The sequence below is a fragment of the Burkholderia sp. MS455 genome, from assembly GCF_016899445.1.
Classification (GTDB): domain Bacteria; phylum Pseudomonadota; class Gammaproteobacteria; order Burkholderiales; family Burkholderiaceae; genus Burkholderia; species Burkholderia pyrrocinia_C.
Window position 1 is genome coordinate 1,492,083 of the sequence record NZ_CP041778.1, and the last position, 23,396, is coordinate 1,515,478.

22 protein-coding genes are annotated in these 23,396 nt (G+C 68.4%); 2 read left to right on the plus strand and 20 right to left on the minus strand.

What is annotated here, in order from left to right; genetic code table 11:
• Positions 1-67: 67 nt before the first annotated feature.
• The 11 genes from FPJ27_RS11300 to FPJ27_RS11350 form a co-directional block, all read right to left on the minus strand.
• Positions 68-937, minus strand: coding sequence for an LD-carboxypeptidase (locus FPJ27_RS11300; protein WP_204422930.1), 870 nt, complete (start codon positions 935-937; stop codon positions 68-70).
• 549 nt (positions 938-1,486) lie between these two features.
• The gene (gene sctC, locus FPJ27_RS11305; protein WP_204422931.1) at positions 1,487-3,316 is read right to left on the minus strand and encodes a type III secretion system outer membrane ring subunit SctC; all 1,830 of its coding nucleotides are present in this window, start codon (positions 3,314-3,316) and stop codon (positions 1,487-1,489) included.
• Between the two features lie 117 nt (positions 3,317-3,433).
• Positions 3,434-5,116, minus strand: coding sequence for a shufflon system plasmid conjugative transfer pilus tip adhesin PilV (gene pilV, locus FPJ27_RS11310; protein WP_204422932.1), 1,683 nt, complete (start codon positions 5,114-5,116; stop codon positions 3,434-3,436).
• A complete protein-coding gene (gene pilM / locus FPJ27_RS11315; RefSeq protein WP_072436839.1) occupies positions 5,116-5,595 on the minus strand; it encodes a type IV pilus biogenesis protein PilM in 480 nt (159 codons plus the stop codon). The genes pilV and pilM overlap by 1 nt, the downstream gene beginning before the upstream one ends.
• A 36-nt stretch (positions 5,596-5,631) precedes the next feature.
• Entirely contained in the window at positions 5,632-6,183 is a 552-nt protein-coding gene (locus FPJ27_RS11320; protein ID WP_204423159.1) for a type 4 pilus major pilin, read from the minus strand.
• A 32-nt stretch (positions 6,184-6,215) separates the two neighbouring features.
• Complete coding sequence (locus FPJ27_RS11325) at positions 6,216-7,292, minus strand: type II secretion system F family protein (protein ID WP_204422933.1); 1,077 nt, start codon at positions 7,290-7,292, stop codon at positions 6,216-6,218.
• The gene (locus FPJ27_RS11330) at positions 7,282-8,892 is read right to left on the minus strand and encodes an ATPase, T2SS/T4P/T4SS family (RefSeq protein WP_204422934.1); all 1,611 of its coding nucleotides are present in this window, start codon (positions 8,890-8,892) and stop codon (positions 7,282-7,284) included. The genes FPJ27_RS11325 and FPJ27_RS11330 overlap by 11 nt, the downstream gene beginning before the upstream one ends.
• Positions 8,889-9,377 (minus strand): type IV pilus biogenesis protein PilP, encoded by a 489-nt coding sequence (pilP, locus tag FPJ27_RS11335; protein ID WP_175959216.1) that lies wholly within the window; start codon positions 9,375-9,377, stop codon positions 8,889-8,891. The genes FPJ27_RS11330 and pilP overlap by 4 nt, the downstream gene beginning before the upstream one ends.
• A 13-nt stretch (positions 9,378-9,390) precedes the next feature.
• On the minus strand, positions 9,391-10,680 hold the full coding sequence (gene pilO2 / locus FPJ27_RS11340) for a type 4b pilus protein PilO2 (protein WP_204422935.1): 1,290 nt from the start codon (positions 10,678-10,680) through the stop codon (positions 9,391-9,393).
• An 11-nt stretch (positions 10,681-10,691) separates the two neighbouring features.
• Entirely contained in the window at positions 10,692-12,440 is a 1,749-nt protein-coding gene (locus FPJ27_RS11345) for a PilN family type IVB pilus formation outer membrane protein (protein WP_204422936.1), read from the minus strand.
• Positions 12,440-12,943, minus strand: coding sequence for a toxin co-regulated pilus biosynthesis Q family protein (locus FPJ27_RS11350; protein ID WP_204422937.1), 504 nt, complete (start codon positions 12,941-12,943; stop codon positions 12,440-12,442). Before FPJ27_RS11350 ends, FPJ27_RS11345 begins: the two co-directional genes overlap by 1 nt.
• A 312-nt stretch (positions 12,944-13,255) precedes the next feature.
• On the opposite strand from FPJ27_RS11350, the gene FPJ27_RS11355 reads away from it, so the two are divergent.
• Complete coding sequence (locus FPJ27_RS11355; RefSeq protein ID WP_072436846.1) at positions 13,256-14,359, plus strand: ATPase, T2SS/T4P/T4SS family; 1,104 nt, start codon at positions 13,256-13,258, stop codon at positions 14,357-14,359.
• Between the two features lie 167 nt (positions 14,360-14,526).
• On the opposite strand, the gene FPJ27_RS11360 is transcribed toward FPJ27_RS11355, so the two are convergent.
• The 4 genes from FPJ27_RS11360 to FPJ27_RS11375 form a co-directional block, all read right to left on the minus strand.
• Positions 14,527-16,089 carry a secretion protein gene (locus tag FPJ27_RS11360; RefSeq protein WP_204422938.1) on the minus strand — a complete coding sequence of 521 codons (1,563 nt, stop codon included), beginning with the start codon at positions 16,087-16,089 and terminating at the stop codon, positions 14,527-14,529.
• Positions 16,086-16,835 carry a response regulator transcription factor gene (locus tag FPJ27_RS11365; RefSeq protein WP_072436848.1) on the minus strand — a complete coding sequence of 250 codons (750 nt, stop codon included), beginning with the start codon at positions 16,833-16,835 and terminating at the stop codon, positions 16,086-16,088. Before FPJ27_RS11365 ends, FPJ27_RS11360 begins: the two co-directional genes overlap by 4 nt.
• Before the next feature lie 45 nt (positions 16,836-16,880).
• Positions 16,881-17,957: a HAMP domain-containing sensor histidine kinase gene (locus FPJ27_RS11370; RefSeq protein ID WP_204423161.1), complete on the minus strand. Its 1,077-nt coding sequence runs from the start codon at positions 17,955-17,957 to the stop codon at positions 16,881-16,883.
• Between the two features lie 128 nt (positions 17,958-18,085).
• A complete protein-coding gene (locus FPJ27_RS11375; RefSeq protein ID WP_072436934.1) occupies positions 18,086-18,691 on the minus strand; it encodes a hypothetical protein in 606 nt (201 codons plus the stop codon).
• A gap of 227 nt (positions 18,692-18,918) precedes the next feature.
• Here FPJ27_RS11375 and FPJ27_RS11380 point away from each other — a divergent pair, with 227 nt between their 5' ends.
• Positions 18,919-19,404: an HrpB1 family type III secretion system apparatus protein gene (locus FPJ27_RS11380; RefSeq protein ID WP_072436849.1), complete on the plus strand. Its 486-nt coding sequence runs from the start codon at positions 18,919-18,921 to the stop codon at positions 19,402-19,404.
• A 303-nt stretch (positions 19,405-19,707) separates the two neighbouring features.
• Here the strand turns inward: FPJ27_RS11380 and FPJ27_RS11385 are convergent, their stop codons facing one another.
• From FPJ27_RS11385 to FPJ27_RS11405, 5 genes are all read right to left on the minus strand, one after another.
• The gene (locus FPJ27_RS11385) at positions 19,708-20,319 is read right to left on the minus strand and encodes a GNAT family protein (RefSeq protein WP_204422939.1); all 612 of its coding nucleotides are present in this window, start codon (positions 20,317-20,319) and stop codon (positions 19,708-19,710) included.
• A 304-nt stretch (positions 20,320-20,623) separates the two neighbouring features.
• A complete protein-coding gene (locus FPJ27_RS11390) occupies positions 20,624-22,060 on the minus strand; it encodes a helix-turn-helix transcriptional regulator (RefSeq protein ID WP_204422940.1) in 1,437 nt (478 codons plus the stop codon).
• Between the two features lie 191 nt (positions 22,061-22,251).
• Positions 22,252-22,707, minus strand: coding sequence for a CesT family type III secretion system chaperone (locus FPJ27_RS11395; RefSeq protein WP_072436852.1), 456 nt, complete (start codon positions 22,705-22,707; stop codon positions 22,252-22,254).
• Between the two features lie 91 nt (positions 22,708-22,798).
• On the minus strand, positions 22,799-22,975 hold the full coding sequence (locus FPJ27_RS11400; protein ID WP_006762820.1) for a hypothetical protein: 177 nt from the start codon (positions 22,973-22,975) through the stop codon (positions 22,799-22,801).
• Between the two features lie 167 nt (positions 22,976-23,142).
• A complete protein-coding gene (locus FPJ27_RS11405) occupies positions 23,143-23,394 on the minus strand; it encodes a type III secretion protein (RefSeq protein ID WP_072436854.1) in 252 nt (83 codons plus the stop codon).
• Positions 23,395-23,396: the final 2 nt, after the last annotated feature.

The window sequence follows — 23,396 nt, forward strand, 5'->3', positions numbered from 1 at the left end:
TGAACCCCTGAAAACACGACATTTCCATTTAGCTGGCGCTACGACATCTTGAAATGGCTTTGACACGCTACGCGACGAACCGGATCGCGCTGTTCTCGATGGCAGCCTGGTTGCCGTATTGCCAAGTGATGTTGCGGTGTTCATGTCCGATCGGCAGACCCGAGTAGATCGGCAGGCCGAAGCCGCCCAGCACGTCGACAAGCATCTGCTCGAGCGTGAAATCCGCGCCGTCCGGGATCGGGCAGCGCGTGAATTGCCCGAGCACGAACGCGCGGGCCCCGTCGAACGCGCCGCTCAGACGCAGTTGCGTCAGGCTGCGGTCGAGCCGGTAGCCGAATTCCGTCACGTCCTCCAGCAGTACGATCGCGTCGCGTGAGCGAAGCGACCAGCGTGTACCCGCGACGCTCGCGAGCACCGTCACGTTGCCGCCGCACAGACGTCCCCGCACCGCACCAGGGGCGCCGGACAAATGCCGCAGGCTCAGCGGGGTGCGTTTGCCACCGGTCAGCATGGCGCGCATGTCGGCACGCGTCGCGTCGTCGACCTTGGTCGCCAGGCTGTGGAATGTCGGACCATGCAACAAGCGCACGCCGGGCCGGTCTGCAAGCGCGCAGAATAGCGACGTCGCGTCGGAAAAACCGACGATCGTCTTCGGCGTCGCGATCTCGTCGGGCAGGTGCTCGAGCAGATGCGCGCAACCGAATCCCCCTCGCGCGAGCCAGACGATATCGATTGACGGATCCATCAAGGCGCGCCGCAGATCGTCCGCGCGCTCCTCGGCGGTACCGGCGAAATAGCGGTACCGGCTGCCGAGATGTGCGCTCGTCGTGACCTTGAAGCCCCAGCTTTCGACGAGCGCGATGCCGCGCTCGATTCCTTGCGGATCGGGCACACCTGCGGGCGCGACGACGCACACTGTCTTGCGTCTTGATTCCATTGAACGGATACCGTGAGGATAAGAACCCGCTGAATATACCTGATACCCCTCGCGAGCCGCTCACACCCGCGAGGCGACATTGAACGCGGGGAGATGCCATTCTCCGTCGTCCGCGAATCCGATTCGCTTCCAGCGCCGCTTGAGAATAAATCCGATAATCTGTGAGCAACCAACCTGTACTACGCCTAGAAATCTAAGAGAAGCGTAGAACCAAGCGACGCAACACGGTCCCTCAAGTACCAAGATACGATTGTTTTGTTTGTGGCAGCAAAGTTGAAATGTCGCGTTTGGACCTCGGTAAGCTTGCCGGCTCCCCGTCAGATCATGGAGCCGGCGATGCACCGAACAGCACTGGTGACATTGAACATGCGAGAACTCGACCGTCTGAAGGTAACCCAGGCTGTAGTGGATTTGGGCCTGAGGCCTGGCCGCGCGGCCGAACGACTGGGCCTGACGGTCCGGCAGATCGACCGGTGAACGCATTGCGCGCCGGCACCCCGCCCACGCGCACGCTCGCCGGCCGCCACGAAGCAGCCGGCTGCCGCCCGTTCAAGGCTCGATCACACGCGGCGTCACGAGAAAGAGCCGCTCACTATGGCCGTCCTGCCTGTCGGTCGAGCGGAACAGCGCGCCGACGAGCGGCAGCTTCGACAGCACCGGTATGCCCGATTGCGTGCTCGAGCGCGCATCCACCTTGTAGCCGGCGATCAGCAACGCCTGCCCCTGCTCGATGAACGCCTGCGTGTTGATCTCGTTCGATACGATCACCGGAATGTTGTCGACCGTTTGCTGCGACAGCTCCCCGTCGACGATCCGCACGTCGAGCTTGATCTGCGTGCGCCCGCCCTCCTCGACGACCATCGGCAGCACGCGCAGCGACACGCCCGTCGAGATGCTGTACAGGTCGGCCGACGTGTAGCCCGCGACGCGCACGAAGAACTGCTTCTTGTTGTCCATCACCGCTTCGACGTTGTCGAGCGTCGTGACTTTCGGGCTCGCGTCGGTGCGCGCCTGGTTCGACGATTCGAGCGCGTTGATCCGCGCCAGCAGATAGCGGCCCGCGTCGCCGAGCACGGCCGTCAGCGACAAACCGAGCGGGCTCGCCGGCAGGCCAACCGAATCGTTGCCAGGCAGCGTGATCGAACCGAATGTCGGATTCAGCGAACCGTTCGCATACGAGTTCTGCGACGTGAGCCCCGTGCCCGTCTGCAGGTCGAGATGGCTGTTGTGCGCGCGCCAGTCGACGCCGAGCTGCTTGAGCGCGCCTTCGTCGATCTGGATGATGCGCGCCTCGATCTCGATCAAGCGCGGCTTCACGTCGAGGAGCGCGATCAGGTCCGGATACTGCGCCATGTGTTCCGGCACGTCGCGCACGAGAATCGAGTTCGTGCGCGGATCGGCCTGGATCACCGGCAGGTCGGTCGAATCGCTCGCGCCCACCGGTACGCCGTTCGCACCGCCGCTCGCGTCGGGCCAGCCGGCGCCCGACACGCGCGCCGCGCCCGGATTGGCGATCGCGGCGGCAACCATGCCGCTCGGACGCGGATCGCCGCCCTGACCGCCCTGACCGCCGAGGCCGCCGGCCGGCATGCCCGCGCCATCGCCCGACTGCGCGCCCTGCATGTACGGCGGCAGCGGCGGCAATTGAGGCACGCCGCCGCGCCCGCCGCCGAGATCCGTCATCGGTGCGGCGCGGCTGATCGGCTTGCCGACCGTCGTCTGCGACGCGCGCTTGCCGTCGCCCGGGTGATACATCCGGTTCAGCAGCGACGCGACGCCCGGCATCGTCACCGTCGTGCCGTCGACGTTGACGTCGCGGTCGGCGGCCCACGCGTGCTTCAGCGAGAACACGCGGATCGTCGTGCCGCCCGTGCGCGCGGAATTCTCGTCGAGCCGCGCGGCGACGCTCGTCACGAGCTCAACGTAGCGCGGCGGCCCCGCGACGAGCGCGGTGCGCTGCTGCGCGTTGTAGGTGACCGGATAGCGCGGATCGGCGACCTTCATCTGCTCGAGCAGGTCCCGCAGGTCGCCCATGTTCGCGTGATCGAGCTTGACGAGCGTGCTCTTCATGTCGCTCGCGGGCGTCACGTACAGCACGGTGCCGTCGTAGTACCAGACGAAGCCGAACGACGCGGAGAGCGTGTCGAGGAAGCGCTGCGGCGGCATCTTCATCTTGCCGCTGACGGCGCCGCTCACGCCGGACGCGACGTTCGCCGCGATGTTCTGGCTCGCGGAGAGGTCGCGCAGGACGTCCTTCACGTCCTTGCCTTCCGCCGCGTACTGGATTTCGGTGCTGCGCCAGCGGATCGGCGCGGCATCGACGGAAAGGCTCGCAAGCGAGCACATCAGGGACAGCAAAATGGAAATCTTGGCCTTCATGGGTCCGTCCGGTGAGGACGCGCGGCCGTCGGTCGGACAGGCGCGCGCCGCGAATGGGAGACCCGTGCAGTTAACCGCATCCGGGCGCGGCAGCGGCCGCGCGCGGCGAAGGTCCGTTCAATAGAACGAATTGATGGTCCAGCCGGTTGCGAGCGGCGTCTGAAGGAAGGTCTGGCCGCCGCCGCAATAGGAGGACGTCCACGGCGTCTTCGCGTAGCTGTCGTACGTCGCCCATTTGCTCGAAAGCCTGACCGTGTATCCGCTGCGCGGCTCGGCGGCCACGTTCAGCGTGACGTTGATCGTCGCGGCGTCTTCGCGCAATTTCGGCGACTGCGCCTCGTTGTGCGCGATCACCTTGTCGCCCTGACGGTCGATGACTTCGACGACCAGGCGCATCTGCCCTTCCCGCCCCTTCAGGTCGCAGGTCGCATAGCTCATGTGCATGTATGCGCTCACCGCAATCAGCCCATTGTTGTCGAGCTTCACCGGCCGGTCGATCGTGTACGTGTACGTGCCGTCCCGTTCGTAGGTGATGAGCGGCGGATTCGGATACCCGCCACGGTAGGTGAACCCGCATGAAAAATCACTCGCGCCAGGCGTCTCCATCAGGATCGCGCATGCCGTGTCGGTGCCGCCGATCTTGATCCCTGACTGCGGCAGCCACTTGCCGTCCTGGCATGACAGCACTTGTCCGTCCTGGCCCATCGATATGAGGCCGGCAGTTGGACGATTTTTGTCGGACGCGCACGGCGTGTTGACGACGACACGCCCGGTGATCTCGTACTGGTTCGCGGAAACGACGCCGGGCACGATCAGGTTGTCGTTCTGATCGACCGCGAGCGCCTGCCAGGCGGCGCCCGTCCACGCATAGGCGCGGAATGTGTCGAGCGTGAGGCGCACGTCGCCGACTTCGTTCGATGCATCGGTGGGCAGATCGTTGGCCCTTTTGACAGGATCCTTCCAGTGGCCGCCCGCGCCGCGCCACACGCCACTCTTGCAGCTCAGCAGATTGCCGAGTGCGTCCGCGCCAAGCTTGCCGTTCGTGAAGTTGCCGGCCGTTCCGCAGTTCGCCGCGTCGGGGTTGCCGTCCGTGAACGTGTGCGTGAGCCAGATCGGCACCTGCATCGCGTTCGCCTCCGGATGGCCGCCGACGCCAACGCGGTACAGGTAATCGCTGTTGATCTGCTGGCCCGGGCCGTTGAAGAAGATCTCGTTCGCGAGGTGTCCCACATTCGGCGGCGTGGCGCCGTTCGGACCGCAGGTTGGCGAGCTGCCGCCGAGAAACGTGCCGAGCGGCATCCGCCACGCGTCGAATGCGCCGCGCACTTCATTCGGAAACGCCCTGCTGATCGAACCGCCGCCCGGCCCCGCACTCGCGGCGACGAGCCCGAGTTCCTTGTCGCCGATCGTCTCGCCGCCGGTCGTCACGACCAGCGCGTCGAGCCCGGTGCCGAGCGCGCTCCGCTTGACGAGTACGCACGTGTTCTGGCCGTATGCATTCGTTGGCCGAAGTGCTGCAGGCAGATCATTCGTCGCCTGCAGATCGGCAAGCTTCATCACGATGGGCGTCTGCTGGTTCGCGCGCTGCAGCCAGGTATCGTAATCGCGCTTCAACGCCCGCGTGGCGGCGGCCGTCACCTGCGCCTGGTATTGCGCGGCCTGCTCCGCACGCACGTCGTCCAGCGACGAATCCATCATCATCGCGATGCCGGCGAGCATCACTGCGGCGATCGCCAGCGCGCCGAGCACCTCGATCAGCGCGATGCCGCGCGCGCGGCGACGGGAAGACTTGAAATGCATCAGTACGCTTGCCCCATCCAGACCGGCATGCCGTTCGCAATTTTCAACCCGGCTGGCAGCGGCACGCCGCTCACCGGCGCGTTCGGATTCGCGTTGCCGGGGCGCACGACCGCATTGCGATACGCGACGCCCGCGAACAGCGAACCGTCGGCGAGCGTCGTGATTTCGCCGGTGATATTGACGGACGGCGCCGCCGACGCATACGCGACAACGGTGCCGTCCATGACGTAGTTGCGCCATAGCGGGTTCGCGCCCGGATACCATGTCGGAAACGGCAGCCGCGTATTCGGCACCGCGCCGCGCGTGCCGGGATGCACGCGCGCGTAGTCGAGCGTCGCCTGCCGGTAGATGGCGAGGTTTTCGGCGAGCGCCTGCGCGGTGCGCGCCGGTTGCAGCGCGGGAATGGCGGACGGGTCTTGCAGCGTCGCATAGACAGCGGCGATCGACGCGAAGGCCAGTGCGGCGGCGAGGGCGTACATAAGTGAAGTGGGTGATGGCGAATGAGTCTGGTGGCGTCAGTTCGACGTCCAGATAATGGTGGCGTTATCGGTGCAAGCGCCCGTCGCGTCGTTCGGCGAGACCGGATAATCGACGGATTTTTTGCCAATCTTCGCCGATTTCCAGTTTCCGCCGGCCGTCAACGTGTTGACGCAGACTTCCCTCGGCACCTGCGTGTAAGTGACTGTGAAAGTCTGGTTCGCACCGGTCACGGTCACAGTCCCTCCCCACGTATTCGAAACACCGCCGTTGCCGTCCGGTGTCAGCGTCCCCGGAAACACCTTCGCCGCACTCAAATTCGCGTTCATCGAATCCGAGCCGTAGTTGTTCACCTGCCCCATGTAAAGCTTTTTTGTGCCCGTCTGAATCGCATTCAGATCCTCAGTCAGCCGATTCGTATTCGCGCTCGAGAACGCCGACCCGAGCAGCGCGATCGCGCCGACGATCACGATCGCCGCGACGCCCAGATACGCGATGCTCTCGAGCAGCGACGCACCGCGCTCCTTGCGGTGCCTCCGGCAGAACGCCGGTGTATGTCGATAGGCGGGAGGGTTGGCGAGTGGTTTCATAGTGTGTTCTCCTGAATTGAAAATGCGCGACGTCAATGCATCGCGCGCGTCATCGCGGCGATTTCCTGCTGAATGCCGAAAAAGCCCGTCACGAGCCAGCCGATCACCATCGCGAGCGCGACGATCGCGACGCCGTTCAGCACGCGCATCTGCGCGGTAATCCGCGCGACGCCCTCTTCGAGCCATTCGTCGGCGAGCATCTTGAGTGCCGCGTCGAAGCCGCCGTATTCGGCGTAGATGCACAAATCCTCGACGATCTCGCGCGACGGAAACTGATAACCGGCGTTGAGCAGCGCCTCGCCGGCGTTGAGGCCCGACTTCACGCCGACCAGCGTGTCGTCGATCCGCTCGCGCAGCCACGGCTCCGCGACCGCGCCGATCTTGAGCAGCGCCCTCTCGACCGTGACGCCCGACGCCTGCAGCGCCGAGAACGCGATCAGGAAGCCGCTGCCCGTGACGAGCCGGTAGATCGAATAAGGCGGCACGCGATCCGCGTAGATGCGCAGCGGCCCGCGCCAGCGCGGCAGCGACCACGCGAGCGCGGCGAGCACCGCGACGAGCGCCGCGACGACGACGAGCATCCAGCCCTGCACGAACAGCGACATCAGGTACAGCGAGCGCGCGGCGCCGCGCCAGTGCGTCGGATCGGCGATCAGCGCGAACTTCGGGATCACGTGCGTGCCGAACAGGTACAGATAGCCGATCACCATCACGACGAGCCCGACCGGATACGCGACGCCGCCCGTGACCGCGCGGCGGATCTTGCGGCTCGACTGCACGATGTCGGCAACCGACACGAGCGCGTCCTCGATGCGCCCCGCCTGCTCGCCCGCCGCGACGATCATCTGCTCCGTCGCGGGCACCCATGCCTCCATCGCCTCCGACAGCATCCGGCCGTTCTGCACGGCGAGCCGCCAGTCGGTCAGCACGATCGCGAGCGGCTCGCGCGGCTTGCGCCCTTCGCGCGACGCGCGCCATTCGAGTTCCTCCAGCACCTTGAGGAGCGGCAGCCCGTTGCCGAGCATCTTCGCGATCTTCCGATAGACGCGCAGCCGCTCGTCGGCATTCAGGCAGAACTTGGCCCAGCGCCGATTCAGCTCAAGTGCCATAGCTGAATCCGACGAGCGACAGTTGCTGTCGCGCTTCGCCCGCAACCGGCGCGAGCGTGCCGACGACGCGCTCGACGCCGCGCGGATCGACGAGCCCCGCCGCGACCTTGCGCAGCGCGTGCTCGCCAAGCGTCATCCCGCCGCGCGTGCCGGTCCAGTACTCGAGCGCGCCGACCTTGTCGCCGTCGCGCAGGAATTCGAACAGCCGCGCATCGGGCAGGATCACTTCGGCGACGACGGTGCGGCCGATCGTGCCGACCGTGCGGCAGTGCTCGCAGCCGTCGCCTGCGATGCACACGTCGTGCATCCGGCTGTCGAGCGCGAGCCGCAGCCGCGCGAACAGGCCCGGCTCGATCCGGTCCGGATGATCGACGAGCCGCAGCTTGCAATGCGGACACAGCAGCTTCACGAGACGCTGGCTGATGAGCCCCGAGATCACCGTGTGATCGGTGACCATCCGCGCGTGCAGGCCGAGATCGATCAGGCGGTCGGCGATCGCGAGCGCGCTGTTCGCGTGCACCGTCGTCCACACCTGGTGGCCCGTCATCGACGCGCGCAGCGCCGTCTGCCCGGACGCGCGGTCGCGGACCTCGCCGATCATGATCGTGTCCGGATCGAGCCGCATCGCGTTCGTGATCGCCGCCGCGAACGCGAGCGCGCGCGCGTCCTCGGTCGGCGCGTTCGCGACGGGCGTCTGCACCGCGCCGTCGATCGGATATTCGATCGGGTCCTCGACCGTGATCACGTGCAGGCTGCCGCGCGACTCGTCGATCTGCGCGGCGAGCATCCGCTGCAGCGTCGTCGATTTGCCGGAACCCGTCGGGCCGCTGATGATGTTCATCCCGTGCGGCTGTGCGCGTAGCGCACGGAACGCCGCGACGTGCTCGGGCGCGAAGCCGAGCGCCGCGAGATCGGTCGCGTCGCCCGCATCGTTGTACAGGAGCCGCAGCACCATCAGGCTGCCTTCGTTGGTCGGCGTCGTCGCGATCCGCACGCCGTACAGATCGTCCGGCAGCTTGTCGCGGTCGCCAATGCTCGCGTCCTGACGTTCGCTCGGCCGGTAGCTGTTGTCCGACACGGTCGTCATCGCGCCGTACAGCGTCGCGAGCAGCCGCTCGCCGTGCTCGCGCGTGTGCTCGTTCACGCGCATGAGCTCGTTGTGGATCCGGAAGTAGACCTCGGTGCTGAAGCGGCGCACGCGGATATGGATGTCCGATGCGCGCTCGCGGCACGCGCGGCCGATCAGCTCCTTCGCGAGCACCTGCATCACCGTGTGATCGAGCCGCTCGCCGCCGCCCGCGGCGTTCTGCCGGTACGCCTCGCGCACCTGCATCAGCGTCGCGGGTGTCGGCCGGTACGGCCGGCCCATCCGGTCAAGCCGCGCGCGATACGACAGCACGAACGGATTCATCTCGTGGCCGTCTGCAATCAGGAGACGCCCGTCGTCGAACAGGCAGACGAACTTGCGTTCCTCGACGCTCGCAGCGAAGTCGCCCGCTTCGCTGACGGCGCGCGGGCCGCGCGGCGGCGCGGCATCGCCGCTGGCGGGCAGCGGCGCGCGCACGGGCGTCGCGTCGGGTGGTTGCGCGGCGTGGCTCATGATCCGCTCGCCGGCAGTGCGGGCAGCATCGGCGGCGGCGCGGCCGGGTCGGCCGGCAGCGGCGGATTGCCCGCGTACGACGGCGACGCCGTCGACAGCCTCGTGGTGCGCCCACGATTCGACACGACGACCGCACGCGGCTCGATCGCGACGACGCGTCCACCGTCCGGCAGCGCGTCGCCGCGCTGCACTTCGAATTCGGCGCCGCCGTTCATCCGCAGCGTCGCGAACGCGCGCTTGCCGACGCCTTCGATCGCCGTCACCGCGAACTGCCCGGCCGGCGCGCCGCCGCGCACGCGCGCGAGCTGCGCGGACCGCTCGGCGACCTGTTGCTCGGTCTCGAGCTTCTTCAACTGCGCCTGCAGCAGCACCGTCTCGCTTTGCAACTGCGTGAGCCGCGCGGCGGTCGCGCCGTCCTCGTCGGACGACACGGGCCCCGCCGCACGCACGGCGCCGGCGAGCACCGCCAGGCCAAGTGCGCACATCCATCGGACGCGACTATTTCGCATAGAGCACTCCTTCGAGAGTCCACTGATTGTTCTGGTAAGCAAGGCGCTGCACGCGCAGCCCCGGCACGTCGATCGCGCGCACGAACTCGGGCGGCGCGACGCCGCCGAGGCTCGCGTTCAGCCGGTACGCGCGCCACCCGACCGCGGCGGCCGCCTGCTGCGCGAGATTCGCGAGCGGGGCGCGCGCCGCCTGATCGGGAAGCAGCGGGTCCAGTTTAGCCACGGCATCGAGCCATTGGAGACGCGACAGAAGTTGCGTCCTGACAACCGAATCGTCGACGAGCGGCGTATCGCCCGCCGTCGGTGCGGCGAGCGGCACCTCGAGCGTCGCGCGTTCGCCGTCGGTGTCGACGATCGCGTCGGGCTCCGCGGCGAGCAGGTAGCGCACGTTCGAGCCATTGCGCGCCCACGTGTAATGCGCCGCGTCCGGCGTGCATTCGTAGCGATCGAGCCGCCAGCCGCCCGGCGCGAGCCGGCCGAAGCGCGTCGCGCACGCGCGCGCGAACCCGACCGCGTCGGGCAGCGCCGCCCACGGCGGAACGATGGGGCCGCTCTTCGCCTGCCGCGCGGCGAGCTCCGCGCGCACGCGTTCGAGCGCCGCCTCGCGTTGCTCGTCCTCGACCTTCGCGCGGTGATGCCAATAGGCGAACGCGCCGCCGCCCGCGACGCACACGACCGCCGCGGCGACCAGCGCGGCGCGCGGCGACAAGCGCCGCTCGATGGGCCGCAACGCCCACCAGCGCTCGGTACGCGGCCGGCCGCCACGGCGCGGCAGCAGATCGTCGAGCCGCTTCGGCTGGAAATTCTGGAAGCCCTGCTTCTCGAGCTCCAGCTCGCCGATCACGACGTTCCAGCCGCCCCAAGCGTAATCGGTATGCAGCCGTTCCAACGCTTCTTCGCGAGTGCCGACCCAGTCGCCGTTCGGCATGAACGCGTGGTCGCGCACCGCGAAGTACGCCCAGCGTCCGTCGGGCAGCGCGAACGCGCCGAGCCAGTTCGGCGCGGGCTGCCGGCGTCCGTTGTAGAACGCGCCTTCGAGCGCGATCGCGCGCGACACCATCGCGCCGAGCGACAGATGCCCGGGCGCGAAGCCGTCGCGCGTGTTCGCATAGCCCGCCGCCGCGCCGCCGCGATCGATCCGCAGCACCATCAGGTCGAACTTCAGCTTCTTCGCGAGCTCGACTGCTTCGGCGCGCAGCTCGTTGCGCCTCGACAGCGACTGCCAGAACAAGCCGCCGACGAAGCGCTGGCGGCCGATTTGAATCACCTGCGCGCTCATTGCCGGCTCCGTCAGGCGCCGCCGCGCTGCGTGACGGGCGTGATCAGGATCACGATCACCTCGCGCGAGCGTTGCGCCTCGTAGCCGCCGCCGAGCGCGATCATCTTCGGCGTGCCGATGCCGCGCTCGTCGAGCGAATCGTTCGTGCCTTCGTAGCCGCTGATGACGAGCGTCTCGCCCGACTTCATCGCGACCCGCTGCAGGAAGTTGCGCATGTCGACGTCGGGCGTCTGGATCCGCGTCGCGCCGCTGCCCGTGCTGCTCGACACTTCCTTCAGCTGGAGCAGCGACGAGATGTTCGTCGAGAACTGCAGCATCACGGTGCCATCGTCGAGCACGTGCGGCAACAGCGTCATGTTGAAGCCCGTCGTTACGGTGCCCGGCGTGAGCGCGGTCGACGAGCCGACGTTCGCGGTGTTCGTCGTCGACACCGACGCGAGATAGCCCGTCTGCGTCGCGACCTGCACGGGCACCGGCTGGTTGTTGAGCGTCGTGACCGACGCCGACGTCTTGCGCCGCACCGTCCCCTGCTGCGACAACGCGCGAATCAGCAGCTTGGTGCCGTTGAAGCGGCTCGTCGGGCTGAGCACCGTCGCGGACAGGTCGCCGGGCGTCACCGCGGCCGGCGTGAACGGGTTGGAGATCCCGAATTGCGCCGACACCGTCTTGTAGACGAGGCTCCAGTCGATCCCGTATGCGTCGCCCGCCTTCAGCGACACGCTGAGCACCGTCACGTTGAGCATCACCTGCCGCGACAGCGAGCGGTTCTGCTGCGTCATGAACGCGGCGACGCGCTCGATCACGTCGGGCGTGTCGGTCACCGAGATCGAGCCGGTCGCGGGCGATGCGACCGAGCTGCCGTAGCGCGACAGCATCGACTGGATCGCGCTCTGCAGCCCGTTGAACACGGACAGCTGCGAATTCACCGCGGTGTTCGCCGTATTGTTCGCGGTGAGGCCCGTCGTGCCGGAGCCCGAGCCGCTCGCGCCGCCGCCCGAGCCGCCGGACTGCGAGCCGCCCGACGTGCCGTCGCTCGTCGCGCCGCTCACCACCGACGCGTTCAGCGACGAGTCGCCGGGAATCGCGTTGACCTGGAACGTGCGGGTATCGGTGAAGAAGAAGCGGATCGTCCCCTGCTCGTATTTCCAGAAGACCCCGAAGCGCGCGCATGCCGCGTCGAGCAGGCCGCGCAGCGTGCCGCCCGTGTACAGGATGCGCGCCGGCGCGAACGACGTGCCGGCGCCGCCGCCGTCCGCGCCGCTGCCCGCCTTGCCGCCGCCGGACGACCCGCCACCCGGCATGCCGGGCGGCAGCGGCGGCACCGAGCGCCCGCCCGCCGCGTCGAGGAACGCGGGTGCGCCGCGCGCGACGCCGTCCGCGCCGCCGCCTTGCTGCGAACGCGCGGCCGCCTGCTGCGCGCTCGCGGCGACCTGCGTCGGTACCTGCGTGAGCCGCGTGATCTGCTCGGCGAATTCGGATAACGAAGAGACCGCGCGGTCGAACGACGCCGGCTCGTCGAATAGCGCGGGGAGCTGTTCGCGGCTCTGCAGCTTCACGGCGCCCGCCGACACCCACAGCCCGTTGTCGACGACGACGGGCGACAGCGCGTGCACGCTGTTGTCGCCGTCGGCGGTGCGCTTGAGGAGCGCGCCGGATTCGTCCGAATCGCGTCGCACGTCCCGCTCGATGCCGCTGCGCAGCCCGGTGCAACCGCTCAGCAGCGCGGCGGCCAGTAACGAAATGACGAAAAAGACGCGCATCAGCCCGCTCCCTGCGCGACGACGCGCAACACGTGATTACCTTGATAGAGAATCGCCTGGATCGGCGTCGCCGTGCGGCCGAGACTCGCGACGAGCACTTGCAGCGCATCCTCGAACGAGCCGCGCAACGTCGCCTGCGCGTCGATGCTGAAATCGACCGGCGCATCCCAGACGAGCTGCCAGCCCGCCGTGCGCGCCCATCGCAACAAGACGCCGCGGATCGTGCCGTCGGACGCGCGCACGTCCCAGACGGGTGCGTCCGCAACGGGCAGCGACGCGGGCCGCGCGGCCGTGGCCGGCGCGGCCCCGGCTGACGCCGATGGCGATATCGCGCGCAAGACGTCGACGCGCGTTGCCGTCAGCGGTGCGTGATCGAAGCGCTCGACAAATGGGCCGCCGATCGCCGGATCGGTGCCGGCGGGCGGGCCGCTCGCCGCGCAATCGGTTGCAAAAAGCGCGGTCGCGATGAACGCGGCCGCGGCGACCGTAGCGCCGTGCATCATGATTGTCCTCGTTACTCGACTGCTGCCGTGCGCCGCTGGCCCCCGCGCTTTGCTGCTCGATGATCCCGGATGCCGCGTTCGACGCCCCGGACCGCCTGCGCGGCCGGAAATGGCTTTCCGAACATGGGATTACCGCAGCGTTACATAATAGGTCTACGCACGCAGTCGCATTATTGAAGTGATTATTGCGCGGCAAATATACCCCGAACAGTTTGACAAAAGCTAGTTTGCATGCAAAATTAAATAGACCATTCAATTTTCTCTTTCACCGCGCGAAATCCGCCGCCCAATCCATTCATTCGAACTGCCAAGATGAACCAGCATGCCGCCGCCCCGCTGCGCGATCTCGCGGGCGAAGTGCTCGGCCTGATCGACCTGAAGCAGATGTTCACCGACATCCACATCGAGCAGGACCGTCCCGTCACGATCAAGACCCCGCGCGGCTGGGTCGAGACGAGCGACGAACCGGTGCTCCTCGACGACATGCGGCCGCTGCTCGACGCGATCGACGAGCATTGGGAAGCCGCGCTGCGTCAAGGCACGCTCGACCGCCCGTTCGTCCTCACGCGCTGCCGGCTGCGCTGCCACGTGTACCGCGCGGGCGGCGGCCGCAAGATCGTGATCTCGATGCGCCGGCTGCCGCTCAAGCCGCTGCCGCTCGAGGAACTCGGCCTGCCCGTCTACGTGCGCTCGATGCTCGACAACACGAAGGGCATCATCCTCGTCACGGGCCCGACGGGCTCGGGCAAGACAACGACGATCGCGTCGCTGCTCGAGCACGTCAACGCGACGCGCAACACGCATATCGTCACGATCGAGGAGCCGATCGAATACTATCTGGAGCGCCGCCAGTCAATCATCTCGCAGCGCGAAGTGCCGACCGATACGCCGAATTTCCCGCACGGGCTGCGCGAGGCGCTGCGGCAGAAGCCGGACGTCGTGATGGTCGGCGAGGTGCGCGACGCGCAGACGGCCGACACGCTGCTGCAAGCGGGCGAATCGGGGCACCTCGTGCTCGCGACGATGCACACGGGCAGCGCGGTCAGCGCGCTCAACAAGCTGCTGTCGTTCTTTCCGGTCGAGCAGCGCGACCGGCACGCGGTCGCGCTCGCCGAATCGCTGATCGGCATCGTCTGCCAGAGCCTCGTGCCGAGCGCGGACGGCGAAAGCCTCGTGCTCGCGAGCGAACTGCTGTTCAACAACAACAACCAGGTCGCGAAGCTGATCGCGGATCCGACGAAGCTGCACCTCGTCAACGAGTTCCTGCGGCGCCGCGAGGACAACATGTCGCGTTCCCTGAACGACGACCTCGCCGCGCTCGCGGCCCGCAACCGGATCTCGACGAAGGACGCGTTACGGGCGACTTACAATCGGATCGAGCTGAATGAAATGATGCAGTCGATTGTTAATCGTTAGGCACGCATCCGATCCGGCATTTTTCCATGCCGATCTAAAATCGGAAAAAATCGTATAAACATGCCGAATCCCGTGTTAATCGACTGGTGGAATTAATTTCAAAAGCCGATTGTCATCGCGCGTCTAAATCATGCCAGACCGTCGTTTAATAATGCGTGGAGTTTGCATCAATTGCCGAGCAGGCGCGTCTGCGTGCTGAGGCCGAGGCCGTCCGGCGGCGTCGCCGGCGGATGCGCGCGTAACGTCTCGCGCGTTTGCGTCGCGCGCTTCGCGGTTTCGGGGAAGCTGGCGATTGCGCTTGCCGCGGCCGGCGCGCGTCGCGCCTGCGCGGTCGGCGATGCCGGCAGCGGCCGGCGCACGGGATCGGCGGACGTCACGCGCGGCGTCACCAGCACGAGCTGCTGCGCCTCATGTCCGGCGGCAAGCGGCAGCGCGAGCGCCACGCATTCCCCTGCCGAGAGCGTCGCGCCGGACACGGTTTCGCGCGACGACGATGCGCCGGCCGAGCGGCTGTCGCGGTCCGCCCAGCGCTCGACGATCCGCATGTCGAGCGCATAACGGCCCGCCTGCGCGGTCTCGCGCGGCGTAACCCGCATCGCGAATCCGTTCCGCTGCGCGTCGAGCGATCGCGCATCGCCATCGCCCGACGTGACGAACACCTGCCGCAGACGGCCGAAATCCGCGCTGTCGTCGGGGAGCGTCAGCGTCGAGCCGTCGGCGTCGATCGATGCGTCGCCGTGCGCGGCAAGCTCGGCGATGCGCTCGCGCATCGGCGCGCAGCCGTCCGGCGCGGGCGCGATCGCCACGCGCGGGGCGGATGCGCCGGAGGATACGGACGCCTGCGTGTCGTCGCGCCACCGCAACCCGAGCGCGTCGATCTGCGCGCGCGCGAGCGTCGCGCCGAACGCATCGATCCGAATCGACGCGGGCAGCGTATCGAGCTGCGCGACGAGCCGTGCATCGCGCGCCAGCCGCGCGGGCACGTCGCGGATCAGCACGGTGTTCGAGCGTGCATCCGCGTCGACGATCGGCAGCGACGCCGTGAATTCGCGCACGCCGGGCACCGCGCGCGGCGCGACGCCGTCCTGCTCGAGCCGGCGGCGCAGCCGCGTCGCGAGCCCCGGCAGCGACGCATCGCCCGCGTCGCCGCGCACGGCGCGGTCAGCCGCCGCGCGCGCATGCAGCCTGAACGCGCGCGTCTCGGTCCGCACGCGCGCCTGCGCGGCTTCGTCGAGCGCACGCGCGGCGGCGAGCACGAGCGCGACATAGCGCGGCGGGCCGGCGACCCGCACGATCCGCGCCGCGTCGTCATAGCCGGGCCGCCAGCGCTCGTCGACGATCCGCTGCCGTGCGAGCGTCGCGCGCAGCTCGGCCGGCGTCGCGTAATTGAGCCGCACCGCCGCACGCTCGAACGCATCGGGCGCGACGAGCTGCAGCACCGCGCCGTCGTAGTACGCCGCAAGTCCGCACGTGCGCGCAACCCAGTCGACAAAACGCCGCGGCGGCAGCGCCTCGCGCACGTCGAGCCGGCACGCCGCGCCTGCGTCCGCGTCGATCGCGACGCCCGAGCGGCGGCTCAGTTCGCTCAACGCGGCGGCGGCACTCACCGGCCCCACGCGATAGTCGAAGCGCGCGAGCGGCCACGCGAGCGGCACCGCATGCAGCGCCGGCGCATGGCTCGCGAGCGCGATGGCGATGGCGGCAGCCGACGCGGCCGCGCGCCACGTCACGATGCGCGATCCGCCGGCTCTGCGTCCGCGCCCAGGTTCAGGCGGTAGCCTGTCGCGTACGCCGCATGCACGGTCCAGCCGAGGCCCGCCGCTTTCAGCCGGCTGCGCAGCCGGCTCACGTACATGTCGACCGTGCGGGTCTGCGCGGACGCTTCCGCGCCCCACACGAGCCGCAACAGATCCTGCCGCTGCACGACGGTGCCGGGATGCTCGGCCAGATGCCAGAGAATGTCGAACTCCTTCGCGCTGAATGCGTGCGACGCGCTGCCGTCGGACACGGTCAGCGTCGCGCGCGACAACACGCAGCCGCCGAGCTGCATGCGCCCGCTGTCGACCGACAGCGCCGCGAAGCGCCGCAACAACGCGCGCACGCGTGCGAGCAGCGTCTGCTTCTCGAGCGGCTTGATCAGGAAATCGTCCGCGCCGGCGTCGAGAATCTTCACGATGTCTTCTTCGTCCGAATGCACGGTCTGGAAGATCACCGGGACGATCGAGCGCGCGCGGCCACGCACCCACCCGAGCAGCCGCTCGCCCGTCATCCCGGGCAGGTCCCAGTCGAGCACCAGCAGATCGGCCCAGCTGTCGCCGAGGAAACGGCGCGCGTCGAGCCCGTCGTCGAACGCCTCGACGCGGTAGCCCTCGGCCTTGAGCCAGGTGACGAGCAGCGTGCGCTGCACCGGATCGTCCTCGACGACGACGATCTGCTTGGGCTGCTGCACGGTGCGCTGCATGTTCGGTTCGGACATCGCGGAAATGGGGTTCGTCAAGCGAAAAGGAAAGGATGCCGGCGCTCAGCCATCGGGCGTGACGCTCGCGCGCCAGCGCGCGATGCCGTCCGGCACGGCCGAAGCTGCCGCGCCTGCCGGCGCGGGCATCGGCAGGCGCATCACGAACGCCGTGCCGACGCCGCGATTCGATTCGGCGTACAGCGTGCCCGCATGCGCGGCGGCGACCTGCGCGGCGAGCTGCAGCCCGAGGCCGAAGCCCATCGAGCCACGCTTCGCGAGCGGCGCGAAATCGGTCATGCGCCCGTCCGTGGCGAGGCCCGGCAGGCCGCCGGCCCAATCGCGGATCGTTACTTCCGCGTGCGCGTCACGCACGTGCAGCCGGATCTCGACGCGCGCGCCCTGCCGCGACGCCTGCACCGCATTGTCGATCAGGTTCTGCAGCGCGCGGGCGACGAATACGCGCGCGCCGTGCAACCACAGCGGTACGGCGTCGTCGAGCCAGAGCTGCAACGCGACGCCGCGATAGACGGCGCCCACTTCGAGCTTCGGCACGAGCTCGCGCAGCATCGTGCGCAGGTCGAAGCGCATGAAGTGGCGCTGCCGGAGATCGTCCGCCGCCGATGCGACGAGGTAGTCCTGGCCGAGCAGCAACGCGTGCCGCGCGAGCTGCGCGATCCGTTCGAGGCCGCCGCACGCGGCGAACGCGTCGGGATCGGCGTCGTGCAACTGGGTCAGCGCGAGTATCGAATTCTGCGGCGAACGCAGGTCGTGCGCCAGAAAGCGCAGCGACGCGACGCGCTCGTCGAGCGCGCGGCGCAGCGGCGTGACGTCGGCGACCGTGACCGTCGCCGCGATCGCCGGATCGTGCTCAACCGGCTGCAGCGTCAGCCACAGGATCGCGTCGTCGGTTTCGAATTCGAATCCTTGTTCGAGCGTGTCGAACAGCGCGGCGGGATCCGCGCTCGCCGCGTCGCCGAGCAGCGCGTGCAGCGGCAGCCCGGCGACGAGCGTGCGGCCTAACAGCGCGTGCGCGCGCTCGGTGGCCGCGACGATCGCGCCGTCGCGGTCGAGCGCGAGCGTGCCCCACGCCTGCCGGGCCTGCATCACCTCGAGGATTCGGGCGTCGGCCCGTTGCGACACGATCAAGTTCGACTCCGGCGGACGTCGCGGTCCGCGAATGATTGGACGGGCCGCGACGCGGCGGCGCGAGCGCGCAGTGTGCACCGATTCGAAAGCGCGTGTCCAGTGCCGCCGCGCCGCCCGCGCGGTCAGAAGTCGTTCTTCTGGTCGACGTCGCCCGCGCTCACCGTCACTTCGTCCGGCGTGAACTCCATGTTGCCGCCGGCGCCGCGCTTGCCGACGTTCGCGTTCATGAGCGGATTGCCGCCCGTCTCGAGGCGCTCCAGCTCCTTCGTCGCACCGGAGTTCAGCTTCACGTTGCCGTCCTTGTCGACGACGCCGACCGAATTGCCGCTGCCGTTGTACAGGTTGCCCTGCGTGTCCATCTTCAGGTGCAGCGCCTCGCCGCCCGCTTTCGTGTTCAGCTTGACGTCGCGCATGTCTTCGCCGGGCTTGTCGCCCGTCGACGGCGTCACGTGGTTCGTCGGGGTGTTGTCGCCGGTCGGCGTGTTGCCGTTCGAATCGCCACCGATGTCCGTATCGTCGCCGTCTCCCGAATCGTCCTGCATCAGCAGCGCTTCGATTTCGTGGAGCAGCTTGTCGATCTTCTGATCGCGGCTGCTCGACGACGTCGACGAGGAGTTGAACTGCGACGGGTGGATAGTCGTCGATGTAATGCCGTTAACGCTCATGATCGTCTCGCTATGAATGTGAATCGACTGAAGGAAAGGGAACAGAACGCGCACGGCGCTCATGCGCCCGCGGTTCGACGACAAGCTTAGGCAGCGCGTACGCGCGCGCCGCGAACCGCGCGAAGCGACGTCGCGGCGACCGAAACGATCGGTCGCGCATCGTGCGCCGCCGCCGCAACGCGCGCATCGCTTCGCCGCGCACGATGTCGCTTCGCACGCGCCGGCCGCTCGCGCGCGTACGACGGCGATCATCGCAGGCGGATCATCTCTTCTCGACGCATCGCACCGACATGGCGATCAAATCGTGCAACAAAGCCGCATTGCGCGCGTTGCTCTCGGCCTTTTCGGTCGGGCTGCGCGCGAGCGCACACGCGGACCTCGACGAACTGCTGATCGCGCTGCGCGTTCTGCAGCCGCGCAACGCCGCGGTCGACCTGTGCGACGTGCGGCTGCGGATCAGCCGGCGCGACTGGATCGGCGCGCTGCACATTCTGCGCACGCTCGAAGACCAGGAGCGCGGCACGCCGATGTGCACGGCGCTGCAGAGCTGGTGCCTGTACGCGCTGCAAGACGACGATTGGCGGCGCTATGCGCAGACCGTGGTGCTGTCGGGGGATCGGGCGTCGACGGTGCTCGTCGGCCGGTTCCTCAAAGTGGATGAGCTCGCGGAGGGCGCCGGCGCGCACGACGGCGACGTCGCCGCACGCATCTCGCAACTGCTGCGGCTCGACCGGTATCAATGGGCGCGGCATGTGCATGCGAGCGGGATGGGGTGAAGATCGGGCGGGTTTGTGGTTTGCGGCGATCGTGGCGAGCCGCACATCGGTCGTCACCGTGTCACGCGAACCCGAATGTCGAGAGCCCGGATACGCGCGACGTTCGACCCGGCGAACCCGCATCTCCGTCGCGACTTCCGTCATGGGTCGGACGCGGCGGCGAAAGTCAGCGAGACCGCACGAAATCCGCGATGCGCGTCGCGACGAATCGGACGCAGGCAATCGACGCCCGGCGCGCGCGTAGGCGCGGATCGTCGCGGCCACCCCGCCGCCCTGGCGCTCCCGTGCAAGCTCCTCGCCGGTTCACGCAGCCTGGCGCGCCGACGCCTGCGCGTCGCGGGTCGCGACGGCCTCGCCCAACGGCCCCGGCGCCCTGGTGATCGCGAACAGATAGCTGTCGCCCGCGCTCATCCCGCGATTCGGACGCGCCTCGTAGTTGCGCACGACGCCCTCGCTGACGAAACCCAGCTTCGGCATGAACGGCGCGGCGCGGCCCGTCACCGAGCAGAACGCCTCGATCCGGTATACGCCCGGCTGCGCGATCAGCCAGTCGAGAAACCTGCGCAGCATCTCCGACCATGCGCGGGTCCGCACGCGCCCCGGCGCGAAGCTCGTCACGAGCCCGATCTCGACGCGCGGCAGGCGACCGTGCATCTCGAGGGTGCCGATCAGACGGCCGTCGCGCTTCTCGAACAGTCCCCAACTGAAAAACGCGCCGCTGCGCCAGCCCTCGGCGAGACGACCGATGCACGCGCGCGTTTCGTCGACGCTGCGATGCATCGGCCACGGCAGGTCGAGCGTCGTCGCCGGATCGCCGAACAGCGCGTCGAAGGCTTCACGTGCGTCGGCGGCGGTGAGCGGGCGCAGATAGAGGCGCTCGGTTTCGATCAGTTCGGGTGGGCGGATGGCGTTCATCGGCGGCTCCGGTTCAGGGAATGGACACGCCGATTGTCGGGCGCCGACGCGCGAGCGTGCCCCATGCGCGCGAAGCCGCGGCGGCGTATGCGAATCGCGATCGCGCGAGCCGCGTCGCTTCGGCGACGTTCGCGCGCGGGTGTATCGCTTCGCACCGCGATCGTAATGCGTCGCCGCGACATCGAAGCAACGCGGTGAGGCATTGGCGCGGCGAGCCCGCGCGCCGGCTTCGCCCGGCCAGAACGATCGCCCGGTGTGCAACAGCCGACCGGCGGCGACGCGCTGTGCGTCGCCCCCCGCGTCCTCACCGGTCGAAGGTCTGCGAAGGCGCCTCGTCGAACATCCGCCGATAGCCGTTGACCAGCGTCGACCGATGCTGGATCCCCCAGCGGTTCGCGATCTCGAGCACGCTCGCCGCGCGCGGCCCTTCCGACAGCAGCTCGCCGCGAATCCGCTCCATCCGCTGCCGTCGGATCAGCTGGCTCGGCGACAACCCGAGAAACGTCTTGAACGCCGCCTGCAATGCGCGCTCGGTCACGTCGATGTGCGCGGCGATCTCCCGCACCGACAGGTCGCGCTGGTCGAGCCGCTCCATCAAATAGCGATACGCGCGCCGGTACTTGCCGGGCAGCCGCGCGCTGACGTCGTCGCTCGGCGCCGCCGCATGCGTGCCGCACCGCGCGATCGCGAGCGAGGGCGCGAGCGCCGCGCCGTCCGAGCGCACGTGCCGCACCGAGGCGAGCGCATAGCGCGCATACAGCGACGACGATTCGCGAATCCGCCCCTGCTGCTCGCACACCTTCGCCGCGCAGTACAGATAGTCGAGAGTCCAGCGCACGTGCGAGCCGCAGCGCCCGGCCGCGTCGCGATACGGCGCGATCATCGCGTTGGCGACATTCGGCGCGTGCCCCGCGAGTGCCGCGAGCGCGACTTCAAGGCACACGCTGCGCTGGTAGTCGACGAGGCCCGTCTTCGCGCACCAGCTCACATGCGCATCGATCCGCGCGAGGGCCGCGTGGTCGCCGGCGGCGAGCGCGCATGCCTGGCGCATGTAGTCGACGCGCATCCGCAGCAGCGGCAGCGCATCGGCATCGGCCGCCGCCGCGCCCGTTTCCGCGAACGCCGACAACGGCAGATCGGCCAACGCGGAGCACCAGTAGACGTGATCGCCGAGCGCGTCGGCGCGACCGATCCGGTATTGCAGCAGCAAGTCCGCGCGCAGCGCGCCGGCGAGCTGCCGCCAGCGCGGATCGGCATCGCGAGCGGCTGCGTCGAGCCCGTCGAGCGCCACCATCGCGTCCTCGGCGCGGCCGAGATGATGCATGACGACGCACGCGCCGACGAGGCTCTCGAGCTTCTGCCCGACGCTCGCAGCGCGATCGTCGGCGATCCGTCGGAAGCCCGCCTGCGCGACGCCGAAACGGTTCTGGAAGAACGCCTGCCAGCTCGCGTTGCGGCAGGTCATCACGCGCGTCTGGTCGCGCGAATCGCGCAGCAGCTTCAGCGCGCGGCGGAACGTGTCCTCGGCCTCCTCGAAGCGGCCGAGCACGAGCTGGATGTCCGCGTACGCGCTGACGTCGCGCACGTCGTTGGCCGGGTCGCCCGGGTCGGCTTCGCAGCGCGCGGCGACGAGCGTGGCCGCTTCGGCGAAGCGGCCGTCGAACACGCGCGCTGCGTAGGCGTCGTTCGACGCCGGATTGGCAAGCGCGGCGGCGGCGGCGAAATAGAGTGTCGAAAACATGGTGGATCCTCTCGGCAAGCGGGTTCGAATACGAAGTTCGGGCTCGATCCGCGCGCCGCGCCGCCGCTCGTCGCGGGGCGCAGCGCATGGATGCGTGCCGCTATCGTCTCGTTCGCGCCGGATCCGCGCAGCAATTTGTGACGTTCCGTTACGATTGGCCCGCCGGTTGCGCGTGCCGCCGTCGGGCTCCGCTACACCCGCAGCCAGAAATATTCGCCGGACGCGATACCGCTGAACATCTCGTCGCCCGATTCGATGATGTTCTGCCGCCAGTAGCGGCCGTGCTCCGCATAGTGCGCGAACAGATCGGCGAGCGTCCCGCCCGTCACGTCCGGCGTGAGCGGCAATCGCATCAGCAGCACGATGCTGCCGGTGTCCGCGTCGATCCCGAGCTGCGCCTGGTCCTGCGCGTAGATCAGCAGGTTCGCCTCGAGCAGCAGCCGGTACACCGCGAGCGTGCGGCCCGCGCTGACGATGCCGTAATGGAAATTCACGTACATCGACTCCGGATCCTCGTCGAAGTAGTCGACGCGCACGTCGAAGCCCTCGACGTCGATCGTGCGCGTCTCGAGCACGTAATCGACGTCCGGCAAGCCGACGACCGCGCATACCTCCGCGACGACCTGTGCATAACGTTCCCAACTCATGACAGTTTCACCCCGGTATCCGGCGTCCCCCAAAAAATACAGCCGGCGCTCGCGCGCCGGCCGCCCAACACGATGCCGAATGGCAGCCGGCTTACTGCGCCGGCTTCGACGCGTCGCTGACCATCTTCGTGGCCTGCTTCTTCACGTCGTTCTCCGCCTTCGTCATCTCCTGCATCTGCTGCAGTTTCGTTGCAGCCTTCGAAAACGCGATGCCTGCCATCGTGTCCTTCGTCATTTCGCCCAGTGCACCGCCTACCAATGCCGACATGATTACTCTCCAGAAAGTGCGTGATTCGATCACGCGTTGACAAAGTTCCGGCGCCGCCGCTTCATGTCGCGGCCCGCCGCTTTTCTGCCGCGCAGCGTGCGGCATCGTCGGGAACGGCTCGCGCCGCTCCGTCCGCCGCCGCACGCTGCGCGGCGAAACCATGGCCGCTACGCGGCCGTCGCGTTCGCCTCGTGCAACGTCGCGACAATCCGCTGCGCCGCCAGCAAGCCGCGATAGACCTTCTGCATCGCGTCGCGGTCGTAGTCGCTCGCCGCCTGCGCGGTGGCCGCGCTCACCCGCTCGGCCGTCTCGCCGAGCGCCTCGCGGAGCACGCCGATCCGTACCGCCGCGTCAGGCGCCCCGAGCGCCTGCTCGAGCGGTCCGCATTCATCCGCTGCCCGTTCCAATGCTTCGTACATGC

Excerpts from the sequence above, each read along its gene's own strand:
- FPJ27_RS11330 (WP_204422934.1), bottom strand. The coding sequence starts at position 8,892 with ATGAGCCACGCCGCGCAACCACCCGACGCGACGCCCGTGCGCGCGCCG.
- pilP (WP_175959216.1), bottom strand. The coding sequence starts at position 9,377 with ATGTGCGCACTTGGCCTGGCGGTGCTCGCCGGCGCCGTGCGTGCGGCG.
- FPJ27_RS11350 (WP_204422937.1), bottom strand. The coding sequence starts at position 12,943 with ATGATGCACGGCGCTACGGTCGCCGCGGCCGCGTTCATCGCGACCGCG.
- FPJ27_RS11400 (WP_006762820.1), bottom strand. The coding sequence starts at position 22,975 with ATGTCGGCATTGGTAGGCGGTGCACTGGGCGAAATGACGAAGGACACG.
- FPJ27_RS11390 (WP_204422940.1), bottom strand. The coding sequence starts at position 22,060 with ATGTTTTCGACACTCTATTTCGCCGCCGCCGCCGCGCTTGCCAATCCG.
- FPJ27_RS11375 (WP_072436934.1), bottom strand. The coding sequence starts at position 18,691 with ATGAGCGCCGTGCGCGTTCTGTTCCCTTTCCTTCAGTCGATTCACATT.
- FPJ27_RS11355 (WP_072436846.1), top strand. The coding sequence starts at position 13,256 with ATGAACCAGCATGCCGCCGCCCCGCTGCGCGATCTCGCGGGCGAAGTG.
- pilM (WP_072436839.1), bottom strand. The coding sequence starts at position 5,595 with ATGTACGCCCTCGCCGCCGCACTGGCCTTCGCGTCGATCGCCGCTGTC.
- FPJ27_RS11385 (WP_204422939.1), bottom strand. The coding sequence starts at position 20,319 with ATGAACGCCATCCGCCCACCCGAACTGATCGAAACCGAGCGCCTCTAT.
- FPJ27_RS11405 (WP_072436854.1), bottom strand. The coding sequence starts at position 23,394 with ATGTACGAAGCATTGGAACGGGCAGCGGATGAATGCGGACCGCTCGAG.
- FPJ27_RS11325 (WP_204422933.1), bottom strand. The coding sequence starts at position 7,292 with ATGGCACTTGAGCTGAATCGGCGCTGGGCCAAGTTCTGCCTGAATGCC.
- sctC (WP_204422931.1), bottom strand. The coding sequence starts at position 3,316 with ATGAAGGCCAAGATTTCCATTTTGCTGTCCCTGATGTGCTCGCTTGCG.
- FPJ27_RS11300 (WP_204422930.1), bottom strand. The coding sequence starts at position 937 with ATGGAATCAAGACGCAAGACAGTGTGCGTCGTCGCGCCCGCAGGTGTG.
- pilV (WP_204422932.1), bottom strand. The coding sequence starts at position 5,116 with ATGCATTTCAAGTCTTCCCGTCGCCGCGCGCGCGGCATCGCGCTGATC.
- FPJ27_RS11380 (WP_072436849.1), top strand. The coding sequence starts at position 18,919 with ATGGCGATCAAATCGTGCAACAAAGCCGCATTGCGCGCGTTGCTCTCG.
- FPJ27_RS11395 (WP_072436852.1), bottom strand. The coding sequence starts at position 22,707 with ATGAGTTGGGAACGTTATGCACAGGTCGTCGCGGAGGTATGCGCGGTC.
- FPJ27_RS11365 (WP_072436848.1), bottom strand. The coding sequence starts at position 16,835 with ATGTCCGAACCGAACATGCAGCGCACCGTGCAGCAGCCCAAGCAGATC.
- pilO2 (WP_204422935.1), bottom strand. The coding sequence starts at position 10,680 with ATGAGCGCGCAGGTGATTCAAATCGGCCGCCAGCGCTTCGTCGGCGGC.
- FPJ27_RS11320 (WP_204423159.1), bottom strand. The coding sequence starts at position 6,183 with ATGAAACCACTCGCCAACCCTCCCGCCTATCGACATACACCGGCGTTC.
- FPJ27_RS11345 (WP_204422936.1), bottom strand. The coding sequence starts at position 12,440 with ATGCGCGTCTTTTTCGTCATTTCGTTACTGGCCGCCGCGCTGCTGAGC.